The sequence below is a fragment of the Tabrizicola sp. genome, assembly GCF_016793705.1.
Taxonomy (GTDB): domain Bacteria; phylum Pseudomonadota; class Alphaproteobacteria; order Rhodobacterales; family Rhodobacteraceae; genus Tabrizicola.
Genome location: NZ_JAEULO010000023.1, coordinates 47,371 through 69,723 on the forward strand (window position 1 = coordinate 47,371; position 22,353 = coordinate 69,723).

Below are 22,353 nucleotides of genomic sequence, written 5' to 3' on the forward strand. Positions count from 1 at the left end.
CGATGGATTTCGGGCTGACCGAAGAACAGGCGATGATCGTCGAGACGACCCGCGCCTTCGTCGAGACCGAGCTTTACCCGCATGAACAGATGGTGGAACGCACCGGCCACCTGCCGCTGGAATTGATCCGGGACATCCAGAAGAAGGCCATGGCCGCGGGGCTCTATGCCGCGAACATGCCCGTCGAACTGGGTGGCGCGGGCCTCGATACGCTCTCCTGGCTCCTCTACGAAAAGGAGCTGGGCCGGGCCAACTATGCCTTGCACTGGACGACCGTGGCGCGGCCCTCGAACATCCTGCTGGCGGGGAACGCAGACCAGCGCGAACGCTATCTGATGCCCTGCATCCGGGGCGAGACCTGGGATTGCCTGGCCATGACCGAACCCGGAGCCGGGTCGGATCTGCGCGGGATGAAGGCCTCGGCCCGGCAGGATGGCGGCGACTGGGTGCTGAACGGCACCAAGCATTTCATCTCCCACGCCGACCTTGCCGGTTTCGCGATCTGCTTCATGGCGAGCGGTGAGGAACAGACCCCGCGCGGACCGAAGAAGCTGATCACCGCCTTTTTCGTCGACAAGGGCACGCCGGGGTTCACCGTGCGGGAGGGGTATCGCAACGTCAGCCATCGCGGCTATACCAACGCGGTCCTGGAATTCGATGACTGCCGGGTGCCGGCGGCCAATGTGCTGGGTGAGCCGCACAAGGGCTTCGAGGTGGCGAACTCCTGGCTTGGCGCGACCCGGCTGCAGGTGGCTTCGACCTGCCTTGGCCGGGCGGAGCGGGCCCTGGGCCATGCGATCCAGTATGCCGCCGAACGCAAGCAGTTCGGCCAGCAGATCGGCAAGTTCCAGGGTATCAGCTTCAAGCTGGCCGACATGGCGATGGAGCTGAAGGCGGCGGAATTGCTGACGCGGGAAGCCGCCTGGAAATACGACCAGGGCACGGTGACGGAAGCCGATATGTCGATGGCCAAGCTGAAGGCGACCGAAGTGCTGGCGCATGTCGCCGACGAGGCGATCCAGATCCATGGCGGGATGGGGCTGATGGACGAACTCCCCTTGGAACGCATCTGGCGGGACTCCCGGGTGGAGCGGATCTGGGAGGGGACCTCGGAGATCCAGCGGCACATCATCAGCCGCGAATTGCTGAGGGCGGTCGGGGGTTGAACCGTCGGACCGGGGGCCAGCCCCCCAGCCCATCGGTTTCTCGAACCGATGGCGAAACCGATGGACTACCCCGGGATATTTAGGGACAGAAAATGCAGGCTTCCTTTGTCTTTGGTAACCGCTCGCTAAGGTTAATCGGCGAATCTGCCAGAGCGGTACAGGCGGGGACGCCGATGACCGTGACGGGAAATGGCACCTCGCTTCGGCTTCCGGGGCGGGGTGTTCCGATTTTCTGTCTGCAAATATCCTCGGGGGGGCCGGGGGGCGAAGCGCCCCCGGCGGTCGATGCAGCAGAAGAGGGCCGGGCATGAGCCGCCTCGATCGTCTGCTGCGTCCGCGCCACATCGCCGTCCTCGGCGCCGGTTGGGCGCTGAATGTCATCGAGCAATGCCGGAAGATGGGCTTCAAGGGCCCGGTCTGGCCGGTGCATCCGACCAAGACTGAAATCGGCGGGCTGAAGACCTATGCAAGCCTTGCCGAGCTGCCAGAGCCGCCGGATGCCACCTTCATCGGCGTCAACCGGCATGCGACGCTGGATGTCGTTGCCGAGCTTGCCGCCATGGGTGCGGGCGGCGCGATCTGCTTCGCCTCGGGCTGGACCGAGGCGGGGGAGCCGGGGTTGCAGGACAGGCTGGTCGCGTCGGCGGGCGACATGCCGATTCTGGGGCCGAACTGCTATGGGGTGATCAACTACCTTGACGGGGCGCTCCTCTGGCCCGACCAGCATGGCGGGGCACGGGTGGAGAAGGGCGTGGCGCTGGTCAGCCAGTCCTCGAACATCGTGATCAACCTCGGGATGCAGCAGCGCGGGCTGCCGGTGGCCTATGTTGCCTGTCTCGGCAACGCGGCCGTCGTGGGCCTCGCGGAACTGACCGGGGCGCTTCTGGACGATCCGCGGGTGACGGCGGTGGGCCTGTACATCGAGGGGATCGACGATGCCCCGGCCTTCGCGGCGCTTGCCGAGAAGGCGCGTGCGCTGGGCAAGGGCGTGGTCGCCATCAAGTCGGGGAAGACGGAGCTTTCCCGCACAGCGGCGGCCTCGCACACGGCTTCGCTGGCCGGTGGGGGCGCTGCCTCCAGTGCCTTCCTGCGGCAGATCGGGGTGGCGGAGGTCGACACGCCAAGCGAACTGATCGAGACGCTGAAGATATTCCATGTCCATGGGCCGCGGATCGGCACGCGGATCTGTTCGCTGTCCTGTTCGGGGGGCGAGGCGGGGCTGGTCGCCGACCTTGCCGCGCCCTACGGCATCGACTTCCCGCCGGTGCCGAAGCCGACGCACGACCGGCTCTTTGCCGTGCTGGGCGAGATCCCCACCATCTCCAATCCATTGGACTACCACACCTTCATCTGGGGCGACGGGCCGAAGACGACCGAGGTCTTCACCGCCATGCTGGAGGCCTATGACGCGGGCCTCTACATCGTCGACACGCCCCGCACCGACCGCTGCTCGGATGACTGGTATCAGCCCGCGCTTGACGCGATGGTTGCGGCGCAGAAGACCGCCGGGAAACCCGCCTTCCCGGTCGCGTCGATGCCGGAGAATTTCGGCGAAGGCCGGGTGCAGGCGATGATGGATCAGGGCGTCTCGGCGCTTCTCGGGATCGAGACAGCGCTGGCGGCGGTGAAGGCGGCGCAGACCCCGGCGGGGCTGGCGGGCTGGCGGCCGGTGGCGGCTCTGCCCCCGCGCGAGGCGCGGATACTGTCCGAGGCCGAGGGCAAGGCGCTGCTGGCGTCGGCGGGCGTGCCGGTGCCAAAGGCGGTGTCGGGCACGACGCTGGCCGAAGTTCAGGCCAGGGCGAAAGGCCTGCGCGCGCCGCTGGCGCTGAAGGGTCTGGGATTTGCCCACAAGACCGAGGCCGGGGCGGTGCGCCTGGGCCTGGCGAGCCTGGAGGGGCAGGCCGAGATGGCGGGTGCGACCGGCTATCTGGCGGAAGAGATGGTGACGGGGATCGCCGGAGAAATCCTGCTCGGGCTGCGGCGCGATCCGGTCTACGGGGTGACGCTGACACTGGGCATGGGGGGCGTCACCGCCGAGGTGCTGGCCGACACGGTGACGCTGGTCCTGCCCGCGACCGAGGCCGAAGTCCTGGCGGCGCTGCGTCGGCTGCGACTCTGGCCGCTGCTCGACGCCTACCGCGGGCGACCGAAGGCCGACATGGGGGCGATCGCGGCGATGGCGGTGTGTTTGGGCGCGCTGATGCTGGCCGACGAGCGCCTTGAGGAAATTGAAATCAACCCCGTCCTCGTGCGTGAACAGGGCGCCGTGGCGGTGGACGCCCTGATCAGGAGGACATGATGGCAATGGAAATGCGGACCGAAGGCCCGGTGAAGACCCGCCGCGAGGGGGCGATCCTCGAAGTCACGCTCGACGCGCCCAAGGCCAATGCGATCAGCCTGAAGACCAGCCGGGTGATGGGCCTCGTCTTCCGCGACTTCCGCGACGACGACAGCCTGCGGGTCTGCATCCTGCGCGCGGCGGGCGAGAAGTTCTTCTGCCCCGGCTGGGACCTGAAGGCCGCTGCCGAGGGTGATGCGGTCGACGGCGACTACGGCGTTGGGGGCTTTGGCGGCTTGCAGGAGTTGCCGAACCTGAACAAGCCGGTGATTGCCGCCGTGCAGGGCATCTGCTGCGGCGGCGGGCTGGAGCTGGCGCTGTCGGCGGACCTGATCCTCTGTTCCGCGAATGCCACCTTCGCGCTGCCGGAAATCCGAAGTGGCACGGTGGCGGATGCCGCCTCGATCAAGCTGCCGAAGCGCATCCCCTATCACGTCGCGATGGACCTCCTCCTGACCGGCCGCTGGTTCGATGCCGAGGAGGCCTTCCGCTGGGGGCTGGTCAAGGAGGTCTGCGCGCCGGAGGACCTGCTGGAGAAGACCTGGGCGCTGGCGCGGCTTCTGGAAAGCGGGCCACCGCTGGTCTATGCGGCGATCAAGGAAGTGGTGCGCGAGGCGGAAAACATGCGCTTCCAGGACGCGCTGAACCGGGTCAGCAAGCGCCTGCTGCCGACGGTGGACCGGCTTTACTCCAGCGAGGACCAGCTGGAGGGGGCGCGGGCCTTTGCGGAGAAGCGCGATCCGGTGTGGAAGGGGAAGTGATCCTTTCGTAGGATGGGCAAGAGTGACGATCCTGCTGTGGAACCGCCATGACCCACGACTACACCACCCGCATCCTCTGGACCGGCAACCGGGGCGAGGGGACGGCGCATTACAAGGCCTATGACCGGACCTGGGACATCGCGGTGCCGGGGAAGCCGCCCGTGCAATGCTCCAACGATCCGCTGTTGGGCGGCGATCCGGCGAAGATGAACCCGGAGGATCTGCTGCTCTCGGCGCTCTCGGCCTGCCATATGCTCTGGTATCTGCACTATGCGTCCGATGCCGGGATCATGGTGACGGGATACTCCGACAGTCCAGTTGGCGTCGGAGAAGTCGGTCGCGGCGGGGCGGGGCGGTTCGTGAGGGTGACGCTGCGTCCGCATGTGGTGGTGAAGGCGGGGGCCGATCTGGTGGCTGCTGAGGCCATCCATCACCGCATCCACCAGGTCTGCTTCATCGCGCGGTCGGTGAATTTCCCGGTGGACTACGCGCCGAGCTTCGAGGTTGCGGGCTGAGGGAACTGCTCGTCGGTAACTTCGTCCCTTCGCGAAGGCCTCCGGCGGGGATATTTGCGCCAGTATGAAGGCCGTATGGGGGCGCCCTTCTCTTCCGACGAGAAGACGAAGTCGCACGAGGAGCAATCCCGGCGCGACATCCGGTGTCGCAAACCGGACGGTTCCGGTCCGGACCCGCCGCTAGGGTCACGGGCGGTGGCCGGGGGCGGGCATGGACGAGAGCGATTACATCATCGTGGGGGCGGGTTCGGCGGGCTGCGTGCTGGCGGAACGGCTGACGGCGAACGGTCGGCACAAGGTCACTCTGCTGGAGGCGGGGGGCACCGACCGGCGGTTCTATGTGCAGCTGCCCCTGGGCTACGGCAAGCTCTTCTACGATCCGGCGGTGAACTGGCTCTACAGGACCGAGCCTGATCCGGGGCTGGCGGGGGCGCGGGACCATTGGCCAAGGGGCAAGCTTCTGGGCGGGTCGTCCAGCATCAATGCGATGGTCTGGATCCGGGGGCATCGGGCGGATTACGAGGACTGGGGGCGCGTGGGCTCCGGCTGGGGCTGGGAGGAGTGTCTGAGCGCCTACAAGGCGATGGAGGACAACGAGGCGGGTGGGGATGAGTGGCGAGGGTCGGGGGGGCCGCTTTTCATCTCGGCCAATCGGTCGGGGCTGCATCCGTTGGTGAAAAGCTACGTCGCGGCTTGCGGCGAGGCGGGGCTGGCGGAGAACGCGGATTTCAACGGCGAACGGCAGGAGGGCGCCGGGATCTACCAGATGACGATCAAGGGGGCGCGGCGGAACTCGGCGGCGCGGGCCTTCCTGCGACCGGCGATGCGGCGCGCGAACCTTCGGGTGGTAACGGGCGCGCTGGTCAGCCGGGTGGTCATCGAGGGCGGTCGGGCGGTGGGTGTGGAATATCGCCGGGGCGGCGAGACGCATCTGCTGCGGGCAAAGGCCGAGGTGATCCTGGCGGGGGGCGCGATCAACTCGCCGCAGCTCTTGCAGCTGTCGGGGATCGGACCGGCGGCCTTGTTGCAATCATTGGGTATTCCCCTGGCGCTGGACAATCCGAATGTGGGCGACCATCTGAGCGACCATCAGGGGATCAACTACAGCTGGTCGATGAAGGTCCCCACATACAATGACGAGTTGCGGCCCTGGTGGGGGAAGGTCAGGGCAGGGTTGCAGTATTTCCTGGGCGGCGGTGGACCGCTTGCGAAATCTATCAACCACGGCGGCGGGTTCTTCCGGACGAAGGCAGACCTGGACCGGCCGAACATGCAGCTCTATTTCCAGGCGTTTTCCACCCTGATCCCGCGCGAGGGCGAACGCCCCCTGCTGACGCCGGATCCCTGGTCGGGGATGTCGATCGGCCTCTCCAACTGCCGCCCGACCAGTCGGGGACATATTCGGCTGCGGAGTGCGCGGGCGGAGGATCACCCGGTGATCACGGCGAATGCGTTTTCCACCGAGAACGACGTCGAGGAGATGCTGGCGGCGGTGAAATACCTGCGCCACATCGCGGCGCAACCCGCAATGGCCCGGCTGATCAAGGAGGAGTTGCGACCGGGGCCGGAGGTGGTGACGGACGAGGGCCTGATCGACGATTTCCGCGCCCGGTCGGGGACGGTCTACCACCCGAGCTGCACTTGCCGGATGGGGCGGGAGGCGGCGACCTCGGTGGTGGATGCGGGGCTCAGGGTGCATGGGGTGGGCGGTTTGCGGGTGATCGACGCCAGCGCCTTCCCGAACATCATCGCCGGGAACACCAATGCGCCCGCCATGCTGATGGGCTGGAAGGGGGCGGAGGCGGTGTTGCGCGACGCGCGGTGAACGGGAAGCCGTCCTCGGGGCATCGAGCCCCTCGGAGGCGCTGCCGCGGAAAGGTGCGGGGCCGGTCGCGTTCGGGATGCGGCGGATGCCTCCGGCGGGGATATTTGCGCCAGTATGAAAGCCGGAATCTGGGCAGCTATTCGCCGCGGGGGAAGCGCTTGTTCTCCTCCAGCACGTTCAGGTCCATGTGGTTGCGCATGTAGCGTTCCGAGGCTGCGCGGAGGGGCTGGTGGTCCCAGGGGAAATAGGCGCCGTTCCTGAGCGCCTCATAGACCACCCAGCGGCGGGCCTGGCTTTCGCGCACCTGCGCGTCATAGGCAGCAAGATCCCAGCGGGCGTCGGCGAGCTTGCGGAAATGGGCGAGAATCTCGGCGGCGCGGGGGTCGGCGGCGAGGTTCGCGCGTTCGCGCGGGTCGTTTTCCACATCGAACAGCAATTCCGGGTCCGCCGGGCAGCGGATGTATTTCCAGGCGCCGTCGCGCAGCGCGACCATCGGGGTGATCGTGCCCTCGGCGGCGTATTCCATCGCGACCGGCGGCCGGGGCGCGCCGTTTGCCACCGGGATCAGGTTGACGCCTTCGGTCCAGGGGGCGACCTCGTCCATCGAGATGCCCGCCAGCGCGGCAAGGGTGGGGGTGAGGTCGACGGAGGAGACCGGGGTTTCCACCAGACCGGCGGGCATTTCGGGCGCGGCGATCATCAGGGGGACGCGGGCCGAGCCCTCGAAGAAGGTCATCTTGAACCAGAGCCCGTGTTCGCCCAGCATCTCGCCGTGGTCGGAAAGGAAGACGACCTGCGCTTCCTGCCTGGTCGCTTCCAGCACCGCGAGGATCTCGCCGATCTTGTCGTCGATGTAGGAGATGTTGGCGAAATAGGCCTGTTTGGCGCGGCGGATGTGGTCGGGAGTGATTTCCATCCCCTTCCAGTCGCAGGCGTCCATCAGGCGCTTGGAATGGGGGTCCATGTCCTCATAGGCCAGGCCTTCGGGCGGTTCGCATTCCGGGGCGCCTTCGTAGAGGTCCCAGTACTTGCGGCGGGCCACGAAGGGGTCGTGCGGATGGGTGAAGCTGACCGTCAGGCACCAGGGGCGGGGGTCCTGGCCGCGAGACAGGTCGTAGAGTTTCTGGACGGCCTGGAAGGCCACGTCGTCGTCGTATTCGTACTGGTTGGTGATCTCGGCCACGCCCGCGCCCGTCACCGAGCCGAGGTTGTGATACCACCAGTCGATCCGCTCGCCGGGCTTGCGGTAGTCGGGGGTCCAGCCGAAATCGGCGGGGTAGATGTCGGTGGTCAGGCGCTCCTCGAAGCCGTGGAGCTGGTCGGGGCCGACGAAATGCATCTTGCCGGAAAGTGCGGTCTGGTAGCCCGCGCGGCGCAGGTGGTGGGCGTAGGTCGGGATGTCCGAGCAGAATTCGGCGGCGTTGTCGTAGACCCTTGTCCGGCTGGGAAGCTGGCCGGACATGAAGCTGGCCCGCGCCGGGGCGCAGAGGGGGGATGCCGTATAGCAGTTCTGGAAGCGGGCTGACCGGGCGGCGAGGCGCTTCAGGTTCGGGGTATGCAGAAAATCGGCCGGGCCATCGGGGAAGAGCGTGCCGTTCAGCTGGTCGACCATCAGGATCAGGAGGTTGGGCTTCGGCATCTGGTGGTCCTTCGCTCGCGTTTGCGCCTGTCTATTCCGCCTGCGCGCGCCGTCTGGCCCCCGACCGACCGGCCCATGTCGAAACCGTCATTCGGGTTGGCTGCCGCCTGTCGCTTCCGTCACCTGATCCGCCGCTGCCCGCACCAGCGCGCCGATCCGGGTGGCGTCCGAGAGCCCCATGCGGAAGGCGGGGCCGGAGACGGAGAGGCCCGCGACCGGCTCGCCATGGGCATTGAAGATCGGGGCGGCGACGCAGCGCATCCCCTCGGCGCGTTCCTGGTCGTCGATGGAGAATCCGCGGTCACGGGTGCGGGAGAGGTCCCGCAGCAGGGCGCTGTCGCTGGTGAGGGTCAGCGAGGTGAACTTCTCCAACCCCTTGCGGGCGATGATGCCGCGGGTCTTCTCCTCGGGATACCAGGCGAGGAGCGCCTTGCCGATGCCGGAGGAATGCATCGGCGCGCGGGTGCCGGGCGGGAAGAAGGCGCGGATCGCCTCGTAGGTCTCGACCTGGGCGACGAAGAAGACCTCGTCCTTGACCTCGATCCCGAGGTTCGCGGTCTCGCCGGTTTCGCGCATCAGCGCGTCCATCGGCTGCCGGGCGCGTTCCACCACCTTGGTGCGGCGCAGGAAGGCCGAGCCGACGCGGAAGGCGCCGGGGCCGATGTGCCAGAACTGGCCGGGTTCGTCGGCCTCGACCATGCCATGCCCTTGCAGGGTGACGAGGGCGCGGAAGACGGTGGCGATGGCCTCGCCGGTGTCTTCGGCGATCTCGGAAAGCGTGCGACCGGGGTTCAGCGCGACATGGGTCAGGATGTCGAGGCCCCGGTCCAGCGCCTGCACCGTGTTCTGGTCGGTCTTGTCGTGGAACGCCTTCGGGCGGCCGCGGGGTTTCTGTGCCATGTCGTTTGCCTCCAAAGGCGTGAAAAAGCGCAAGCTGTTGACTGGGCTGGGGATTAGCATGGGTTTGCGACAGTGAAAAATCTTTTCGAAAAAATTGCGCGGATTGGTCGCGGGGCGTAGCTTTTCCGGGCGATCTTTCAGGGAGTTGCCCGATGTCCATGCAGAACCCCGTTTTCATCCCGGGCCCGACCAACATCCCGGATTCGGTCCGCAAGGCCTGCGACATGCCGACGCTGGACCACCGGAGCCCCGCTTTCGCGCGGCTGTTCAAGCCTGCGGTGGAAGGGGTGCGGCGGGTGCTGAAGATGGAAGCCGGTAGTTCCGGGGGCGAGGTCATCGTCATCCCCTCGACCGGCACCGGCGGCTGGGAGGCGGCGATCAGCAACACGCTTTCGCCCGGCGACACGGTGCTGGCGGCGCGGTTCGGCATGTTCAGCCACCGCTGGATCGACCTGTGCCAGCGTCACAAGCTGGATGTCGAGATCATCGAGACCCCATGGGGGCAGGGTGCGCCCCTTGCGGCCATCGAAAAGGCGCTGAAGGCGGACAGGAGCCATCAGATCAAGGCGGTGCTGGCGACGCATAACGAGACGGCGACCGGGGTGAAATCCGACATCGCCGGCATCCGCCGGGCGCTGGACGCGGCGGGCCATCCGGCGATGCTGTTCGTCGACGGGGTGTCCTCGATTGCGTCCATGCCCTTCGACTTTGCGGGCTGGGGCGTGGATATCGCCGTGGCGGGTAGCCAGAAAGGCTTCATGCTGCCTGCGGGCCTGGCGATCCTTGGCGTCTCGCCGAAAGCGCTGGCAGCGATGGAAACGGCGCGGCTGCCCCGGACTTTCTTCGATTTCAAGGACATGCTCGCCGCCTATGCGCGCGGTGGCTACCCCTATACCCCCGCCGTGGGCCTGATCGCGGGCCTTGCCCATTCCATCGACCTCCTGGAAACCGAAGGGCTGGACAATGTCTACGCCCGCCACCACCGCCTCGCCGAAGGCGTCCGCCGCGCGGTCTTTGCCTGGGGCATGGCGCCCTACGCGGCCTCGCCGGACCTCTATTCGGACACGGTGACGGCGGTGCGGGTGCCCGAGGGCTGTGACGGCACCGCGCTGGTGCAGCTGGCGGCATCGAAATACGGCATGGCCTTCGGCGTGGGGCTGGGCGAAGTGGCGGGCAAGGTCTTCCGCATCGGCCATCTGGGGATGCTGACCGAGGCGATGGTGCTGTCCGGCCTTGCCGTCGCCGAGATGTGCATGGCCGACCTCGGTTGGCCGGTGAAACTGGGCTCGGGCGTGGCGGCGGCGCAGGAGTATTATCGCGGGACCGTTCCGGCGATGGCGCTGGCGGCGGAATGAAGGACATGACCCTGCTGATCCCCACCTATGACGACATGCTGGCCGCGTACGAGCGCATCCGCCCGCATATCCGCCAGACCCCCATCCGCACCTCGGACTACCTGAACGACCTCAGCGGCGCGCAGCTGTTCTTCAAATGCGAGAACTTCCAGGAACCCGGTGCCTTCAAAGTGCGCGGCGCGACCAATGCGGTCTTCGGGCTGACCGAGGATCAGGCTAGGAAGGGCGTCGCCACCCATTCCAGCGGCAACCATGCCTCGTGCCTGTCCTACGCCGCCATGCTGCGGGGCATCCCCTGCAATGTGGTCATGCCGCGCACCGCGCCGCAGGCGAAGAAGGACACCGTGCGCCGTTACGGGGGCGTGATCACCGAATGCGAACCCTCGACCTCCAGCCGCGAAGCGACCTTCGCGCAAGTGCAGGCGGCGACGGGCGGCGATTTCGTCCACCCCTACAACGACCCCCGCGTCATCGCCGGGCAGGGCACCTGTTCCCGCGAGTTCATGGAACAGACGGACGGTCTGGACATGGTCGTGGCCCCCATCGGCGGCGGCGGGATGATCTCGGGCACCTGCCTGACGCTTTCCACGCTGGCCCCAGAGACCAAGGTCATCGCGGCGGAACCGGAACAGGCCGATGACGCCTATCGCAGCTTCAAGGCCGGGCATATCATCGCCGACGACGCACCGAAGACCATTGCCGACGGGCTGTTGGTGCCGCTGAAGGACCTGACCTGGCATTTCGTGTCGAACCACGTGAGCGAGATCTACACCGCCTCGGAGGACGAGATCGTCGAGGCGATGAAGCTGACCTGGAAGCATTTGCGGGTGGTGATGGAACCCTCCAGCGCGGTGCCGCTGGCGGTGGTCCTGAAGAACCGCGACGCCTTCCGGGGCAAGCGGGTCGGCATCATCATCACCGGCGGCAACGTCGACCTCGACAAACTCCCCTGGATGAAAGGGTAACATCATGAACAAGCAGACGAATTTCGAAGGGCTGGAAGTGGGCTACGACATTCCCGCCCTGCCGGGAATGGCCGAGGCCGACATCCAGACCCCCTGTCTGGTGCTGGACATGGACGCGCTGGAGCGCAACATCCGCAAGATGGGCGACTATGCCAAGGCGCATGGAATGCGGCACCGGGTGCATGGCAAGATGCACAAGTCGGTCGACGTGGCCCTTTTGCAGGAACGGCTGGGCGGCTCGGTCGGCGTCTGCTGCCAGAAGGTCAGCGAGGCCGAGGTCTTCGCGCGCGGCGGGATCAGGGACATTCTGGTGTCGAACCAGGTGCGCGATGCGGCCAAGATCGACCGGCTGGCGCGGCTGCCCAAGTTGGGCGCCAATGTGATCGTCTGCGTTGATGATCTGGCCAACATCGCCGATCTGTCGGCGGCGGCGGTGAAGCATGGCACCACGCTGGGCGTCTTCGTGGAGATCGACTGTGGCGCGGGGCGCTGCGGGGTGAAGACCGCCGCCGAGGTGGTGGCCATCGCCAAGGCGGCGAATGCGGCGCCGGGCCTCAGCTTCACTGGCATCCAGGCCTATCAGGGCGCGATGCAGCACATGGACCTCTATGCCGACCGCAAGGCCAAGCTGGATACTGCGATTGCGCAGGTCTCCGAAGCGGTCGAGGCGCTGAAAGCCGTCGGGCTGGCGCCGGAACTGGTGTCGGGCGGCGGCACCGGGTCCTACTATTTCGAAAGCGCCTCGGGCGTCTACAACGAGCTGCAATGCGGCAGCTATGCCTTCATGGATGCCGACTACGGGCGCATCCTGGGGCCGAACGGGGAACGGATCGACCGGGGCGAATGGGACAATGCGCTGTTCATCCTGACTTCGGTGATGAGCCATGTGAAGGCCGACAAGGCGATCTGCGATGCGGGGCTCAAGGCGCAGTCGGTGGATAGTGGCCTGCCGGTGATCTTCGGGCGGACGGATGTGAAATACATCAAGTGCTCGGACGAACACGGGGTGATCGAGGACCCGGCGGGCGTGCTGAAGGTCGGCGACAAGCTGAAACTGATCCCCGGCCACTGTGACCCGACCTGCAACGTGCATGACTGGTATGTCGGCGTCAGGGGCGGCAAGGTCGAGGTGGTCTGGCCGGTCTCGGCCCGGGGCAAAGCCTACTAAGCCTTTCATACTGGTTCAAATATCCCACGGGGGGTGCGGGGGGTGTGAAACCCCCCGCTCCAACAGCAGCCGCAAGGAACCACCCGATGCTCATCGTCCCCGAGGCCCTGATCGCCTCGCTCGTCACCCCCGAAGACGCCTTCCGTGCGGTCGAGGCCTGTTTCGCCGCCGTGGCGCGGGGCGAGGCGTACAACTTCCCCGTGGTGCGCGAGGCTCTGGGCGAGGGGCGACAGTATGGCTTCAAGTCGGGCCTTGACCGGGCGGGCGGCCAGCTGGGCGTCAAGGCGGGGGGGTACTTCCCCGGCAACGCGGCGAAGGGGCTGATCAACCACCAGTCCTCGGTCTTCCTGTTCGACCCCGACACCGGGCGGCCCGTGGCGATGGTGGGGGGCAACCTGCTGACCGCGCTCCGTACGGCGGCGGCCTCGGCCATCGCCATCGACCGGCTGGCCCGGAAGGACGCGCATGTCCTTGGCATCGTCGGCGCGGGCCATCAGGCCGGGTTCCAGCTGCGCGCGGCGGCGCGGGTCCGGCGGTTCGAGCGGGTGATCGCCTGGAACCTGCACCCCGAGATGCTGCCGAAGCTGGGCGCCGTGGCTGCCGAGCTTGGCCTGCCGTTCGAGGCGGTGGACCTGCCGCGCATGCGCGAGGCGGATGTGATCGTGACCATCACTTCATCGCCTGCCGCCAGCCTGATGGCCGGGCATGTCGCGCCCGGCACGCATCTCAGCTGCATGGGGACCGACACGGTGGGCAAGCAGGAGGTGGAACCGGCGCTGGTCGCCGGGGCCTCGGTCTTCACCGACGAGGTGGCGCAAAGCGTGACCATCGGCGAAGCGCAGCACGCCGTCGCAGCGGGACTGCTGGACGCAGGCGCGATCACGCCGCTGGGTCAGGTCCTGACCGGGGCGCATCCGGGGCGCCGGTCCGGGGGCCAGATCACGCTTTTCGATGGGACGGGGGTTGGATTGCAGGACCTGGCCGTCGCCGCCGTGGCCGTGGCGCGGGCGCGCGAGCGGGGCCTCGGGATCGAGGTCGGGGTCTGAGGGGCGATTTCTTCGAAGAAATCGCGCCGGAGCCTTCAAAGGCTCCGAACCGGAGTTTTCGAAAACTCCGGCCCCAGATTGTGCCGGGCACAAGTTTTGATCAAACGCCTGTTGAAGTGACGGCAAACCCGTGGTGAGACTGCATTTATCGGGCGGGAGGGCAGTCTGATGCGCGTTTTCATCAACGGGTTCGGGCGGATCGGGCGGTCGGTACTGCGGGCCTATCTGCTGTCGCCGGAGAAATGGCCGGAGATGGAGATCATCGGGATCAACGACATCGCCGCGGCGGAGATGCGCGCCTACCTCTTCGAGTATGACTCGGTCTTCGGACCCTGGCGGGGCCAGGTCGGGCTGGAGGGCGGGGCGCTGGTGGTGGATGGGCGGCGGGTGCCGCTGCATCGGACGGCTGACCTTTCCACCCTGAACCTGCGGGGTGTCGACCTGGTGATGGAATGCACCGGGCGGGCCGAGGTGCGGGAGGTGGCGGAGCGGGGACTGCGCGCCGGGGCCGGAAGGGTGCTGGTGTCGGGGCCGTCCTCGGCAGCGGAGGTGACGGTTGTGCTGGGGGCGAATGACGGGGTGCTGGCGGGACAGAAAATCGTCTCGAATGCCTCCTGCACGACGAACGCGCTGGCCCCCTTGGCGAAGCTGATCCATCAGAACTGGGGGATCGTGACCGGGTCGATGACGACGGTGCACTGCTATACCGGCAGCCAGCCCACCGTCGATGCCCCGGCGGCGGACTATCCGCGCAGCCGGGCGGCGGCGCTGTCGATGGTGCCGACGACGACCTCGGCGGCGCGGCTGCTGGATGGGGTGCTGCCGGAGCTTGCCGGGCGGATCGTGGCGCAGGCGGTGCGGGTGCCGGTGGCGAGCGTGTCCTGCGTGGACTTTCATCTGGTCACGGAACGGCGGCCCGGGGTGGAGGAGGTCAACGCGGCCTTCCGGGCGGCGGGGGGGGTGATCGGGGCGACGGATCGGCCGCTCGTCTCGACCGACCTGCGGGCGCGGGCGGAGTCGGTGGTGATGGCCTGCCCGGAGACCAAGGTCTCGGCGGGCGGGATGCTGCGGGTCTTCGGCTGGTATGACAACGAATGGGGGTTTTCCAACCGGATGCTGGATATGGGCCTGCGGATGGGGTGAGGCTGTCCACGGTGGACAGAAAATCGGACCTAATGAAAACAACACCTTGCTCGCGGACGTTCAGAATTTCTTAACATCTTGCGACGGCGCGCGGGGGGTTGCGCAAACGCATGGCGGCCCTCGTGATCCCTCCGTCATCATATTCCGTCCCATGCGGCAGAGCGGCGCAACCGCGCGTCTTCGCGAGCTTTCCCACCTTCGGCATTTGACGCGGGGGCGTCCGGCGGGCCATGCTTGGACCAAGTCCGGCGATCCGCAAACCGAGACGCCGGTCAAGCTCAGTATTGGGGGGACAGGGCATGCGCGTTTTCACCGTTCTCGGGCCGTCGGGCGCCGGAAAGACCACGCTGGTGCAGGCGCTGGCCAGCCTTGACGACAAGCGCGGCAAGTCGCTGACCGTGCCGGGCGTTGCCACGGTCAGTTCCTTCAGCTTCATGGGCGAGGACTGGGCGGCGGTCGATGTGGTGGGCGGGGCGGAGAACCTGGCCTCGGTCGGTGCGGCGCTGGCCGCGTCGGACATCGCGGTGATCTGCGTGCCTGCGGACGCCGAAAGCGCCGTCCTGGCCGCGCCCTTCATCCGCCGGGTGGAAGAGCTGGGGGTGCCGTCGATCATTTTCATCAACCGGATCGATGCCGCGCAGAACCGGATTGCCGAGATCGTCAGCGCGTTGCAGGCCTATTCGCGCCACCACATCGTGTTGCGCGAGGTCCCGATCCGCGAGGGCGGCACGATCACCGGCTTCGTCGACCTTGTGTCCGAGCGGGCCTGGAAGTTCGAGGAGGGGCGGCATTCGGTGATGATCGAGATGCCGGACAGCGTGAAGGACCGCGAGGCAGCGGCGCGCACCGAGCTGCTGGAAAGCTATGCCGATCTGGACGATCACCTGATGGAAGAGCTGATCGAGGACCACCAGCCGGTGCCGGGCGAGGTCTATGCCGTCGCGGCCAAGGCGCTACGCGAAAATGCGGTGATCGAGTGCTTCATCGGCTCGGCCAGCAAGCGGCACGGCATCACCCGGCTGATGAAATCGCTGCGCCATGACGCGCCGGGAGTCGAGGTCGCGCGCGGCCGGTTCGACGGCGCGGTGGCGGTGGGGGCGCTGGCCGACCAGTTCAAGCACCTGGGCAAGGTGGTGCTGCTGCGGGCGCTGGACGGGGTGGGCGGCGGCAAGGTCGGCGGGGCCGATGTCGGGTCGATCACCGACCTAGACGCGAAAACCGGGCTCGGGCAGCTGGCGGCGGGGCAGATCGGCCTGGCGGTCAAGTCGGACCATCTGTCGGCGGGCCAGGTGTTTTCCCGCGACAAGGGCCAGCGGCTGCCGGATGTGGGGGCGGTCCAGACCTCGCCTTTCCGCCGGATCCTCACGCCCGAGCATGACAAGGACGACAGCCGCCTCTTGGTGGCGCTGAACCGGCTGTGCGAGATCGACCCGGCGCTGGGCCTTTCGTCGGACGAGGCCTCGGGGCGGCCGGTGCTGGCGACGCAGGGACCGTTGCACCTGCGCCGGCTGCTGGCGAAGATCGCCGGCGATTTCGGCATCCCGGTCGGCGAAAGCCCGGTGCCCACCGCGCTGCGCGAGACGATCCAGCGCGGGACCGAGATTCACCACCGCCACCGCAAGCAGACGGGCGGTGCGGGGCAGTTCGCCGACGTGGTGATCGAGGTCCGGCCAGAGGCGCGGGGTTCGGGCTTTGCCTTCACCGAGACGGTCAAGGGCGGCACCGTGCCACGAAACTATATCCCCTCGGTCGAGGAAGGGGCGCGGGACGGGCTGGCGAAGGGCCCCTTGGGCCATCCGGTTGTCGATGTCTCGGTCGAGCTGAAGGACGGCAAGTCGCATGCGGTGGACAGTTCGGACCACGCCTTCCGCACCGCGGGCAAGTCGGCGATCCGCGAGGCGCTGGACGAAGTGGGGACGGTGCTGCTCCAGCCGGTGATGAAGGCGGAAATCCATGTCCCCTCGATCTATTCCGGGGCGCTGGTGCCGCTGGTGTCGGGGCTGAAGGGGCAGGTCCTGGGCTTCGAGGCGCATGAGAGTGCGGCGGGATGGGACGTGTTCCAGCTTCTGTTGCCGATGGCGTCGGAGGATGCGCTGTTCGTGGCCCTGGCGGCGGCGACGCGGGGGACGGCCTGGTTCACCAGCGGCTTCGACCACTACGAGGTGAAGAAGGACGACAGCGAGTAGGGTAGCCGCGGGCTGTCAGTCCAGCCCTTCGTCGGGGATGTTCAGCACGGTGCCGCAGGCCTTGCAATGCACCGCATCGTGGTCGTGGCGGCGGAGGCCGCAGGTCGGGCAGGGAAACCAGGCCTTGTTCGGGCGCAGGACGACCTGGATCAGCCGCAGGAACAGGCTGATCCCGAAGATCATCACGGCGACCGACAGAAGCTTGCCCGAGGTTCCGACCAGGGTGACATCGCCGAAGCCGGTGGTGGTCAGCGTGGTGACGGTGAAATAGAGCGCGTCGGCGTAGTTGCCGATCTTGTCGTTCACCCCGGACTGGGTCTGGTAGACCAAGGCCGTCATCGCGAAGATGAAGATCACCAGGTTGAGTGCTGCCCGGATCGTATGTTCGTTGCGGCGAAAGCCGGGGATGTCCTCGCGCAGCTGGTCCAGCGTCTGCGGTGAATGGAAGACGCGATAAAGCCGGATCACGCGGAGGAAGGCCAGCCCCTCGCCCCAGATCGGGAACAGGAGCGAGATGATCACCAGGACATCGGCGGCGCACCAGAAGCTGAACAGGTCCCGCAGAGGGCGACGCGAGATGAAGAGCCGGGCCAGCAGGTCGGCGAGGAAGATCAGGCCGATGGCAAGGTCGATCCGGTCATGGTGGGCGCCCCGCTCAACGAAGGATGAGGCGACGAGCCAGGTCACGGTCAGGAGGTCGAAGGCGAGGAGCAGGTAACGGAAGCGGTCGCCCGCCTCGCCTTCGCCTTCGTAAAGCGCGCGGAGGCGGGAGCGGAGCGTGGCTTCGGTCATGCGCGGGGTGTCCCTGTTGCCTTGGCGGCCAGTCTAGTCGGACGGGCCGGGCCTGTCAGGGGGGAAAGGGCCGGGGCTGGCGCCCCGGCCCGGTGGGTCAGTGTTCGGCCTTGGAGGCGGCGGCCTTGATCTCCTCGGTCGCGTCTGCGGCCCCGTTGAAGAAGGCGTTCAGGATCACGGCGGTGACGGAGGCGAGGAGGATGCCCGATTCGATCAGCGGGTGGATGTCGTGCGGCATCCACTGCTTGAAGTTCGGCGCGACGAGCGGGATCATCCCCATGCCGAGCGAGACCGCGACAATGAAGAGGTTGTTGCGGTTCTTGCCGAAATCGACGCCGGACAGGATGCGGATGCCGGTGGCGGCGACCATGCCGAACATCACGAGGCCCGCGCCGCCAAGGACCATCGTGGGCACGGATTCGACTAGCGCGCCCATCTTCGGGACGAGGCCGAGGACGATCAGGATCAGTCCTCCCGCGACGCAGACGTAGCGGCTCTTGATGCCGGTGACGCCGACGAGGCCGACGTTCTGGCTGAACGAGGTGTAGGGGAAGGTGTTGAAGATGCCGCCGATCAGGGTGCCGATGCCGTCGGTGCGAAGGCCCGCCGAGAGCATCCGCTGGGTCACGGGCTTGCCGGTCATGTCGCCGAGGGCGAGGAACATGCCGGTGGATTCGATCATCACGACGAGCATGACGAGAGTCATTGTGACGATCATCACAAGGTCGAAGGTGGGCATGCCGAAGTGGAACGGGGTGATGATGTCGAACCAGGCGGCGTCGCCGACCTTGGCGAAGGTCATCTTGCCAAGCGCGGTGGCGATCACGGCGCCGATGATGATGCCGAGGAGGACGGAGATATTGGCGACGAAGCCCTTGGCGAAGCGGGCGATGAGGAGGATGGAGATGAGGACGACGGCCGAGATGGCGACGTTGCCCAAGGGGGCGTAGGCCGGGTTCATCATCGTCGCGGCGGGAGCGAATTTCTCGGGGAGGACGGGAAGGCCCGCGAAGGTGCCTTCGCTGACGGCCTTCAGCCAGTCGGCATGGGCGGGGTCGACGATCTGCGGCGCGGTCGGGCCGACGGGGTTGCCGAAGATCCAGTTGATGCCGATCCGCATCAGGCTGACGCCGATGACGAGGATGATGGTGCCGGTGACGACCGGCGGGAAGAAGCGGAGCATCCGGGAGACGAGGGGGGCGATCAGGATCGAGATCACCCCGGCGGCGATGATCGCGCCGAAGATCGCGCGGGCGCCCTCGGGGCCGGGGTTGGCATTGGCCATCGCGACCATCGGTCCGACGGCGGCGAAGGTCACGCCCATCATGACGGGCAGGCGGATGCCGAACCATTGCGTCGCGCCGAAGGACTGGATCAGCGTGGCAAGGCCGCAGACGAAGAGGTCGGCCGAGATCAGGAAGGCGACATCCGCCGGTTCCAGTTTCAGCGCGCGGCCGATGATCAGGGGCACGGCGACGGCGCCGGCATACATGACAAGGACGTGTTGCAGGCCCAGCGTGAACAGCTTGGGCGGCGGCAGGATTTCGTCCACGGGATGCGTGGTAGCCATTCGAAGAGTTCCTTTTCCCTTGGGGCGTTTATGTTCGCGCCGTCGTCGCACTGCCCCATGGGTGCGATCCGGTTAGGGCCCCTCAGGGGGCGAGGACCGCCCACGGCGTTGCGTAGCGGTGTTCTTCAAGGTTCGGGGTCGGGCCGATACGGTCCACCACGGCAAAAAGACCGGGCGCGGCCAGGGGGGTGAGCACGCCGTGCCAGGTGCCCCGGTGCAGGTTGATACCCTGCGCGCCATTGGTCAGGAAGGCGCGGGGCGTTGTCTCGGGGCTGGTCGAGACGATGACGAGGAACGGGTCTGCGGTCATCGGCAGGAAGGCTTGCGAGCCCTCCGGGTGGCGTTCGATGAGGTCGAAGGCATGGGGGAGGCTGCGCGGTTCGGCCTGGAAGACCGAGATCCCGGCGCAACCGCCCGCGCCGAAGTCGAGCCGGGCGCGGTCGTGGTGGCGCTTGCAGAGCCCGGCGTTGATCAGGCGGAAGGGGCCGGTCGCCTCCAGCACGTCGCCGAAGGGGGCGAAGGCTTCGGCGGTCAGGGGGGCGGGGGTTAGGGTTCTCATGCGCAGTGCCCCTGTCTGGCGGCGGACCGGGGGCCGGCCCCCGGACCCCCGGGATATTTGGACCAGTATGAAAGCATCAGCGGACGGGTCCGAAGGCGCCGGGGCCGCGCAGTTTGGCGTGGCGGTTCACGTCCTTGTAGAGGAGATAGCGGAAGCGGGTCGGACCGGCGGCATAGCAGGCCTGCGGGCAGTAGGCGCGGAGCCACATGAAATCGCCCGCCTCGACCTCGACCCAGTCCTGGTTCAGCTTGTAGACCGCTTTCCCTTCAAGGACATAGAGCCCGTGTTCCATGACATGGGTTTCCTCGAAGGGGATCACGCCGCCGGGCTGGAAGGTGACGATGTTCACATGCGCGTCGTGGCGGATGTCGTCGGGCTCGACGAAGCGGGTGGTGCCCCAGCGATCCTGGGTGTCGGGCATCCAGCGCACGGGAACGTCGCGTTCGTTGATGACGAAGGCTTCGGGGACAGCCGTGCCGGGAGCGGGTTCATAGATCTTGCGCAGCCAGTGGAAGCGGGCGGGGGTCTTGCCTTCGGCGAGCAGCGTCCAGCGGGTGCCGGGGGGGAGATAGGCATAGGAGCCTTCCTCCATCTCGTAGCCGGTGCCGTCGATGGTCAGCGTGGCAAGGCCGCCGGTGAAGAACAGCCAATGCTCGGCCCCGGTTTCCGGGTCGGGCGCGTCGGAGCCGCCGCCGGGGGCGACCTCCATCACATATTGGCTGAAGGTTTCGGCAAAGCCGGACATGGGCCGCGCGATGAGCCAGAGCCGGGTGCGGGTCCAGCCCGGCAGGCAGCTGGTGACGATGTCGGAGAAGCAGCCCCTGGGGATGAAGCAGTAGCTGCCGGTGAAGACGGCGCGCTGGGTCATCAGCGCGGTCTGGGGCGGCAAGCCGCCGGGCGGGGCATAGTAACCGGGGTGCTTTGCGGTCATGGCAGTTGGTCCTTCAGGCGAAGTTCGGCGATGCGTTCCACCTGCGCGCAGGCGGTGGCGAATTCGGTTTCGGTGTCGTTGCCGATCCGCTGCTGGAAGGCCGCAAGGATCGAAGCCTTGGTGTTGTCGCGGACGGCGATGATGAAGGGGAAGCCGTGTTTCGCGACATAGTCGGCGTTGAGGCGCTGGAACGCGACGCGTTCGTCATCTGTCAGCGCGTCAAGCGCAGCGGAGGCCTGTTCTGCGGTCGAGTCGGGCGTGAGGCGCCTGGCCGCGGCGAGTTTGCCCGCGAGATCGGGGTGGGCTTGCAGGACGGCGAGGCGTTCGGCCTTGCTGGCAGAGCGGAACATGCGGGTCAGCGCGTTGTGCAGGCCGGTCGCGCTGTCATGTGCGGGGCCGAGTTCAAGATCGAAGGCGCGGTCGGCGATCCAGGGGGAATGTTCGAAAATGGAACCGAAGCGGGAGACGAAGCGATCGCGTGTCATCTGCGACGGGCGTTCGAAGCGCTTGTGCGGATGTGTCTTTTGCCAGTGATCGGCAATGTCGATCCGGCGCGGGAACCAGACGCCGTCGTGCGATTGTGCATAGTCGAGGAAGCGCTTCAGGCCCGCAAACTTGCCGGGGCGGCCGATCAGGCGGCAGTGAAGACCGATGGAGAACATCTTCGCCGAACCCGCTGACCCTTCGGCATAAAGCGTGTCGAAGCTGTCCTTGAGATATTGGTAGAACTGTTCGCCGGTGATGTAGCCCGGCGCGGTGGCAAAGCGCATGTCATTGGCTTCGAGCGTGTAGGGGATCACCAGCTGGTCGTGGTCGCCGACTTCCAGCCAGTAGGGCAGGTCGTCGTCGTAGGTATCGGAAATCCAGGCGAGCCGACGGGTTTCGGCGGTCAGACGCACGGTGTTCATCGAGCAGCGGCCCGTGTACCAGCCCCGGGGCGGTTCGCCGACGACTTCCTCGTGCAGGCGAAAGCTTTCGGCGATCTGGCGCGCCTCTTCCTCGGGGGCCATGTCGCGGTGGTCGACCCATTTCAGCCCGTGGCTGGCGATCTCCCATCCGGCGGCCTTCATCGCGGCGACCTGTTCGGGGTTGCGGGCAAGGGCGGAGGTCACGCCGTAGATGGTGACGGGGATCTCCATGCCGGTGAAGAGACGATGCAGCCGCCAGAACCCGGCGCGGGCGCCGTAGTCGTAGATCGATTCCATGTTCCAGTGCCGCTGGCCGGGCCAGGGCGCGGCCCCGGCGATGTCGCTGAGGAAGGCCTCGGACTGGGCGTCGCCGTGCAGGATGTTGTTCTCGCCGCCCTCTTCATAGTTGAGGACGATGGACACGGCGATCTTCGCCCCACCCGGCCAGCGGGCATCGGGGGGATTGGGGCCATGGCCACGGAAATCTCGGGGGTAGCGGTTTGCCGGATCGGTCACGGGAGGTCTCTTTCTCGGTGAAGTCGGGGGCACGGGCAAGACTAGGCGAGATTGCAGAAGAGTATTTTCA

At 67.1% G+C, this 22,353-nt stretch carries 18 protein-coding genes; 11 read left to right on the forward strand and 7 right to left on the reverse strand.

What is annotated here, in order from left to right:
* The first annotated feature begins 2 nt into the window (after window positions 1-2).
* The 5 genes from JNJ68_RS04780 to JNJ68_RS04800 all read left to right on the forward strand — a co-directional run bounded on the left by JNJ68_RS04780 (window position 3) and on the right by JNJ68_RS04800 (window position 6,605).
* The gene (locus JNJ68_RS04780) at window positions 3-1,166 is read left to right on the forward strand and encodes an acyl-CoA dehydrogenase family protein (protein ID WP_294979667.1); all 1,164 of its coding nucleotides are present in this window, start codon (window positions 3-5) and stop codon (window positions 1,164-1,166) included.
* A 307-nt stretch (window positions 1,167-1,473) separates the two neighbouring features.
* Window positions 1,474-3,465 (forward strand): acetate--CoA ligase family protein, encoded by a 1,992-nt coding sequence (locus JNJ68_RS04785; protein ID WP_294979669.1) that lies wholly within the window; start codon window positions 1,474-1,476, stop codon window positions 3,463-3,465.
* On the forward strand, window positions 3,465-4,265 hold the full coding sequence (locus JNJ68_RS04790) for a carnitinyl-CoA dehydratase (RefSeq protein ID WP_294979671.1): 801 nt from the start codon (window positions 3,465-3,467) through the stop codon (window positions 4,263-4,265). The genes JNJ68_RS04785 and JNJ68_RS04790 overlap by 1 nt, the downstream gene beginning before the upstream one ends.
* Before the next feature lie 47 nt (window positions 4,266-4,312).
* On the forward strand, window positions 4,313-4,780 hold the full coding sequence (locus JNJ68_RS04795; protein WP_294979673.1) for an OsmC family protein: 468 nt from the start codon (window positions 4,313-4,315) through the stop codon (window positions 4,778-4,780).
* Window positions 4,781-4,991: 211 nt separating this feature from the next.
* On the forward strand, window positions 4,992-6,605 hold the full coding sequence (locus JNJ68_RS04800) for a GMC family oxidoreductase N-terminal domain-containing protein (RefSeq protein ID WP_294979676.1): 1,614 nt from the start codon (window positions 4,992-4,994) through the stop codon (window positions 6,603-6,605).
* A gap of 136 nt (window positions 6,606-6,741) precedes the next feature.
* Here the strand turns inward: JNJ68_RS04800 and betC are convergent, their stop codons facing one another.
* A complete protein-coding gene (betC, locus tag JNJ68_RS04805) occupies window positions 6,742-8,244 on the reverse strand; it encodes a choline-sulfatase (protein WP_294979679.1) in 1,503 nt (500 codons plus the stop codon).
* 87 nt (window positions 8,245-8,331) lie between these two features.
* Window positions 8,332-9,144: an HTH-type transcriptional regulator BhcR gene (gene bhcR, locus JNJ68_RS04810; protein ID WP_294979682.1), complete on the reverse strand. Its 813-nt coding sequence runs from the start codon at window positions 9,142-9,144 to the stop codon at window positions 8,332-8,334.
* A gap of 152 nt (window positions 9,145-9,296) precedes the next feature.
* Between bhcR and bhcA the strand changes: the two genes are divergently transcribed.
* The 6 genes from bhcA (at window position 9,297) to JNJ68_RS04840 (ending at window position 17,007) form a co-directional block, all read left to right on the forward strand.
* Complete coding sequence (gene bhcA / locus JNJ68_RS04815; protein WP_294979685.1) at window positions 9,297-10,499, forward strand: L-aspartate--glyoxylate aminotransferase BhcA; 1,203 nt, start codon at window positions 9,297-9,299, stop codon at window positions 10,497-10,499.
* A complete protein-coding gene (gene bhcB / locus JNJ68_RS04820; protein ID WP_294979687.1) occupies window positions 10,496-11,464 on the forward strand; it encodes a beta-hydroxyaspartate dehydratase BhcB in 969 nt (322 codons plus the stop codon). The genes bhcA and bhcB overlap by 4 nt, the downstream gene beginning before the upstream one ends.
* A gap of 4 nt (window positions 11,465-11,468) precedes the next feature.
* Window positions 11,469-12,632, forward strand: a complete 1,164-nt coding sequence (gene bhcC / locus JNJ68_RS04825; protein WP_294979689.1) for a 3-hydroxy-D-aspartate aldolase BhcC — start codon at window positions 11,469-11,471, stop codon at window positions 12,630-12,632.
* Window positions 12,633-12,718: 86 nt separating this feature from the next.
* The gene (gene bhcD, locus JNJ68_RS04830; RefSeq protein WP_294979691.1) at window positions 12,719-13,678 is read left to right on the forward strand and encodes an iminosuccinate reductase BhcD; all 960 of its coding nucleotides are present in this window, start codon (window positions 12,719-12,721) and stop codon (window positions 13,676-13,678) included.
* A gap of 168 nt (window positions 13,679-13,846) precedes the next feature.
* Window positions 13,847-14,821: a glyceraldehyde 3-phosphate dehydrogenase NAD-binding domain-containing protein gene (locus JNJ68_RS04835; protein ID WP_294979695.1), complete on the forward strand. Its 975-nt coding sequence runs from the start codon at window positions 13,847-13,849 to the stop codon at window positions 14,819-14,821.
* Between the two features lie 299 nt (window positions 14,822-15,120).
* On the forward strand, window positions 15,121-17,007 hold the full coding sequence (locus JNJ68_RS04840) for an elongation factor G (RefSeq protein ID WP_294979696.1): 1,887 nt from the start codon (window positions 15,121-15,123) through the stop codon (window positions 17,005-17,007).
* Between the two features lie 15 nt (window positions 17,008-17,022).
* On the opposite strand, the gene JNJ68_RS04845 is transcribed toward JNJ68_RS04840, so the two are convergent.
* The 5 genes from JNJ68_RS04845 to puuE all read right to left on the reverse strand — a co-directional run bounded on the left by JNJ68_RS04845 (window position 17,023) and on the right by puuE (window position 22,283).
* Complete coding sequence (locus JNJ68_RS04845) at window positions 17,023-17,799, reverse strand: ion channel (protein WP_294979700.1); 777 nt, start codon at window positions 17,797-17,799, stop codon at window positions 17,023-17,025.
* Window positions 17,800-17,896: 97 nt separating this feature from the next.
* A complete protein-coding gene (locus tag JNJ68_RS04850; protein WP_294979704.1) occupies window positions 17,897-19,369 on the reverse strand; it encodes a nucleobase:cation symporter-2 family protein in 1,473 nt (490 codons plus the stop codon).
* An 82-nt stretch (window positions 19,370-19,451) separates the two neighbouring features.
* Window positions 19,452-19,928, reverse strand: coding sequence for an ureidoglycolate lyase (locus JNJ68_RS04855; protein ID WP_294979705.1), 477 nt, complete (start codon window positions 19,926-19,928; stop codon window positions 19,452-19,454).
* Between the two features lie 76 nt (window positions 19,929-20,004).
* Window positions 20,005-20,859: a bifunctional allantoicase/(S)-ureidoglycine aminohydrolase gene (locus JNJ68_RS04860; protein ID WP_294979708.1), complete on the reverse strand. Its 855-nt coding sequence runs from the start codon at window positions 20,857-20,859 to the stop codon at window positions 20,005-20,007.
* The gene (gene puuE, locus JNJ68_RS04865) at window positions 20,856-22,283 is read right to left on the reverse strand and encodes an allantoinase PuuE (protein ID WP_294979711.1); all 1,428 of its coding nucleotides are present in this window, start codon (window positions 22,281-22,283) and stop codon (window positions 20,856-20,858) included. The genes JNJ68_RS04860 and puuE overlap by 4 nt, the downstream gene beginning before the upstream one ends.
* Between the last annotated feature and the right edge of the window lie 70 nt (window positions 22,284-22,353).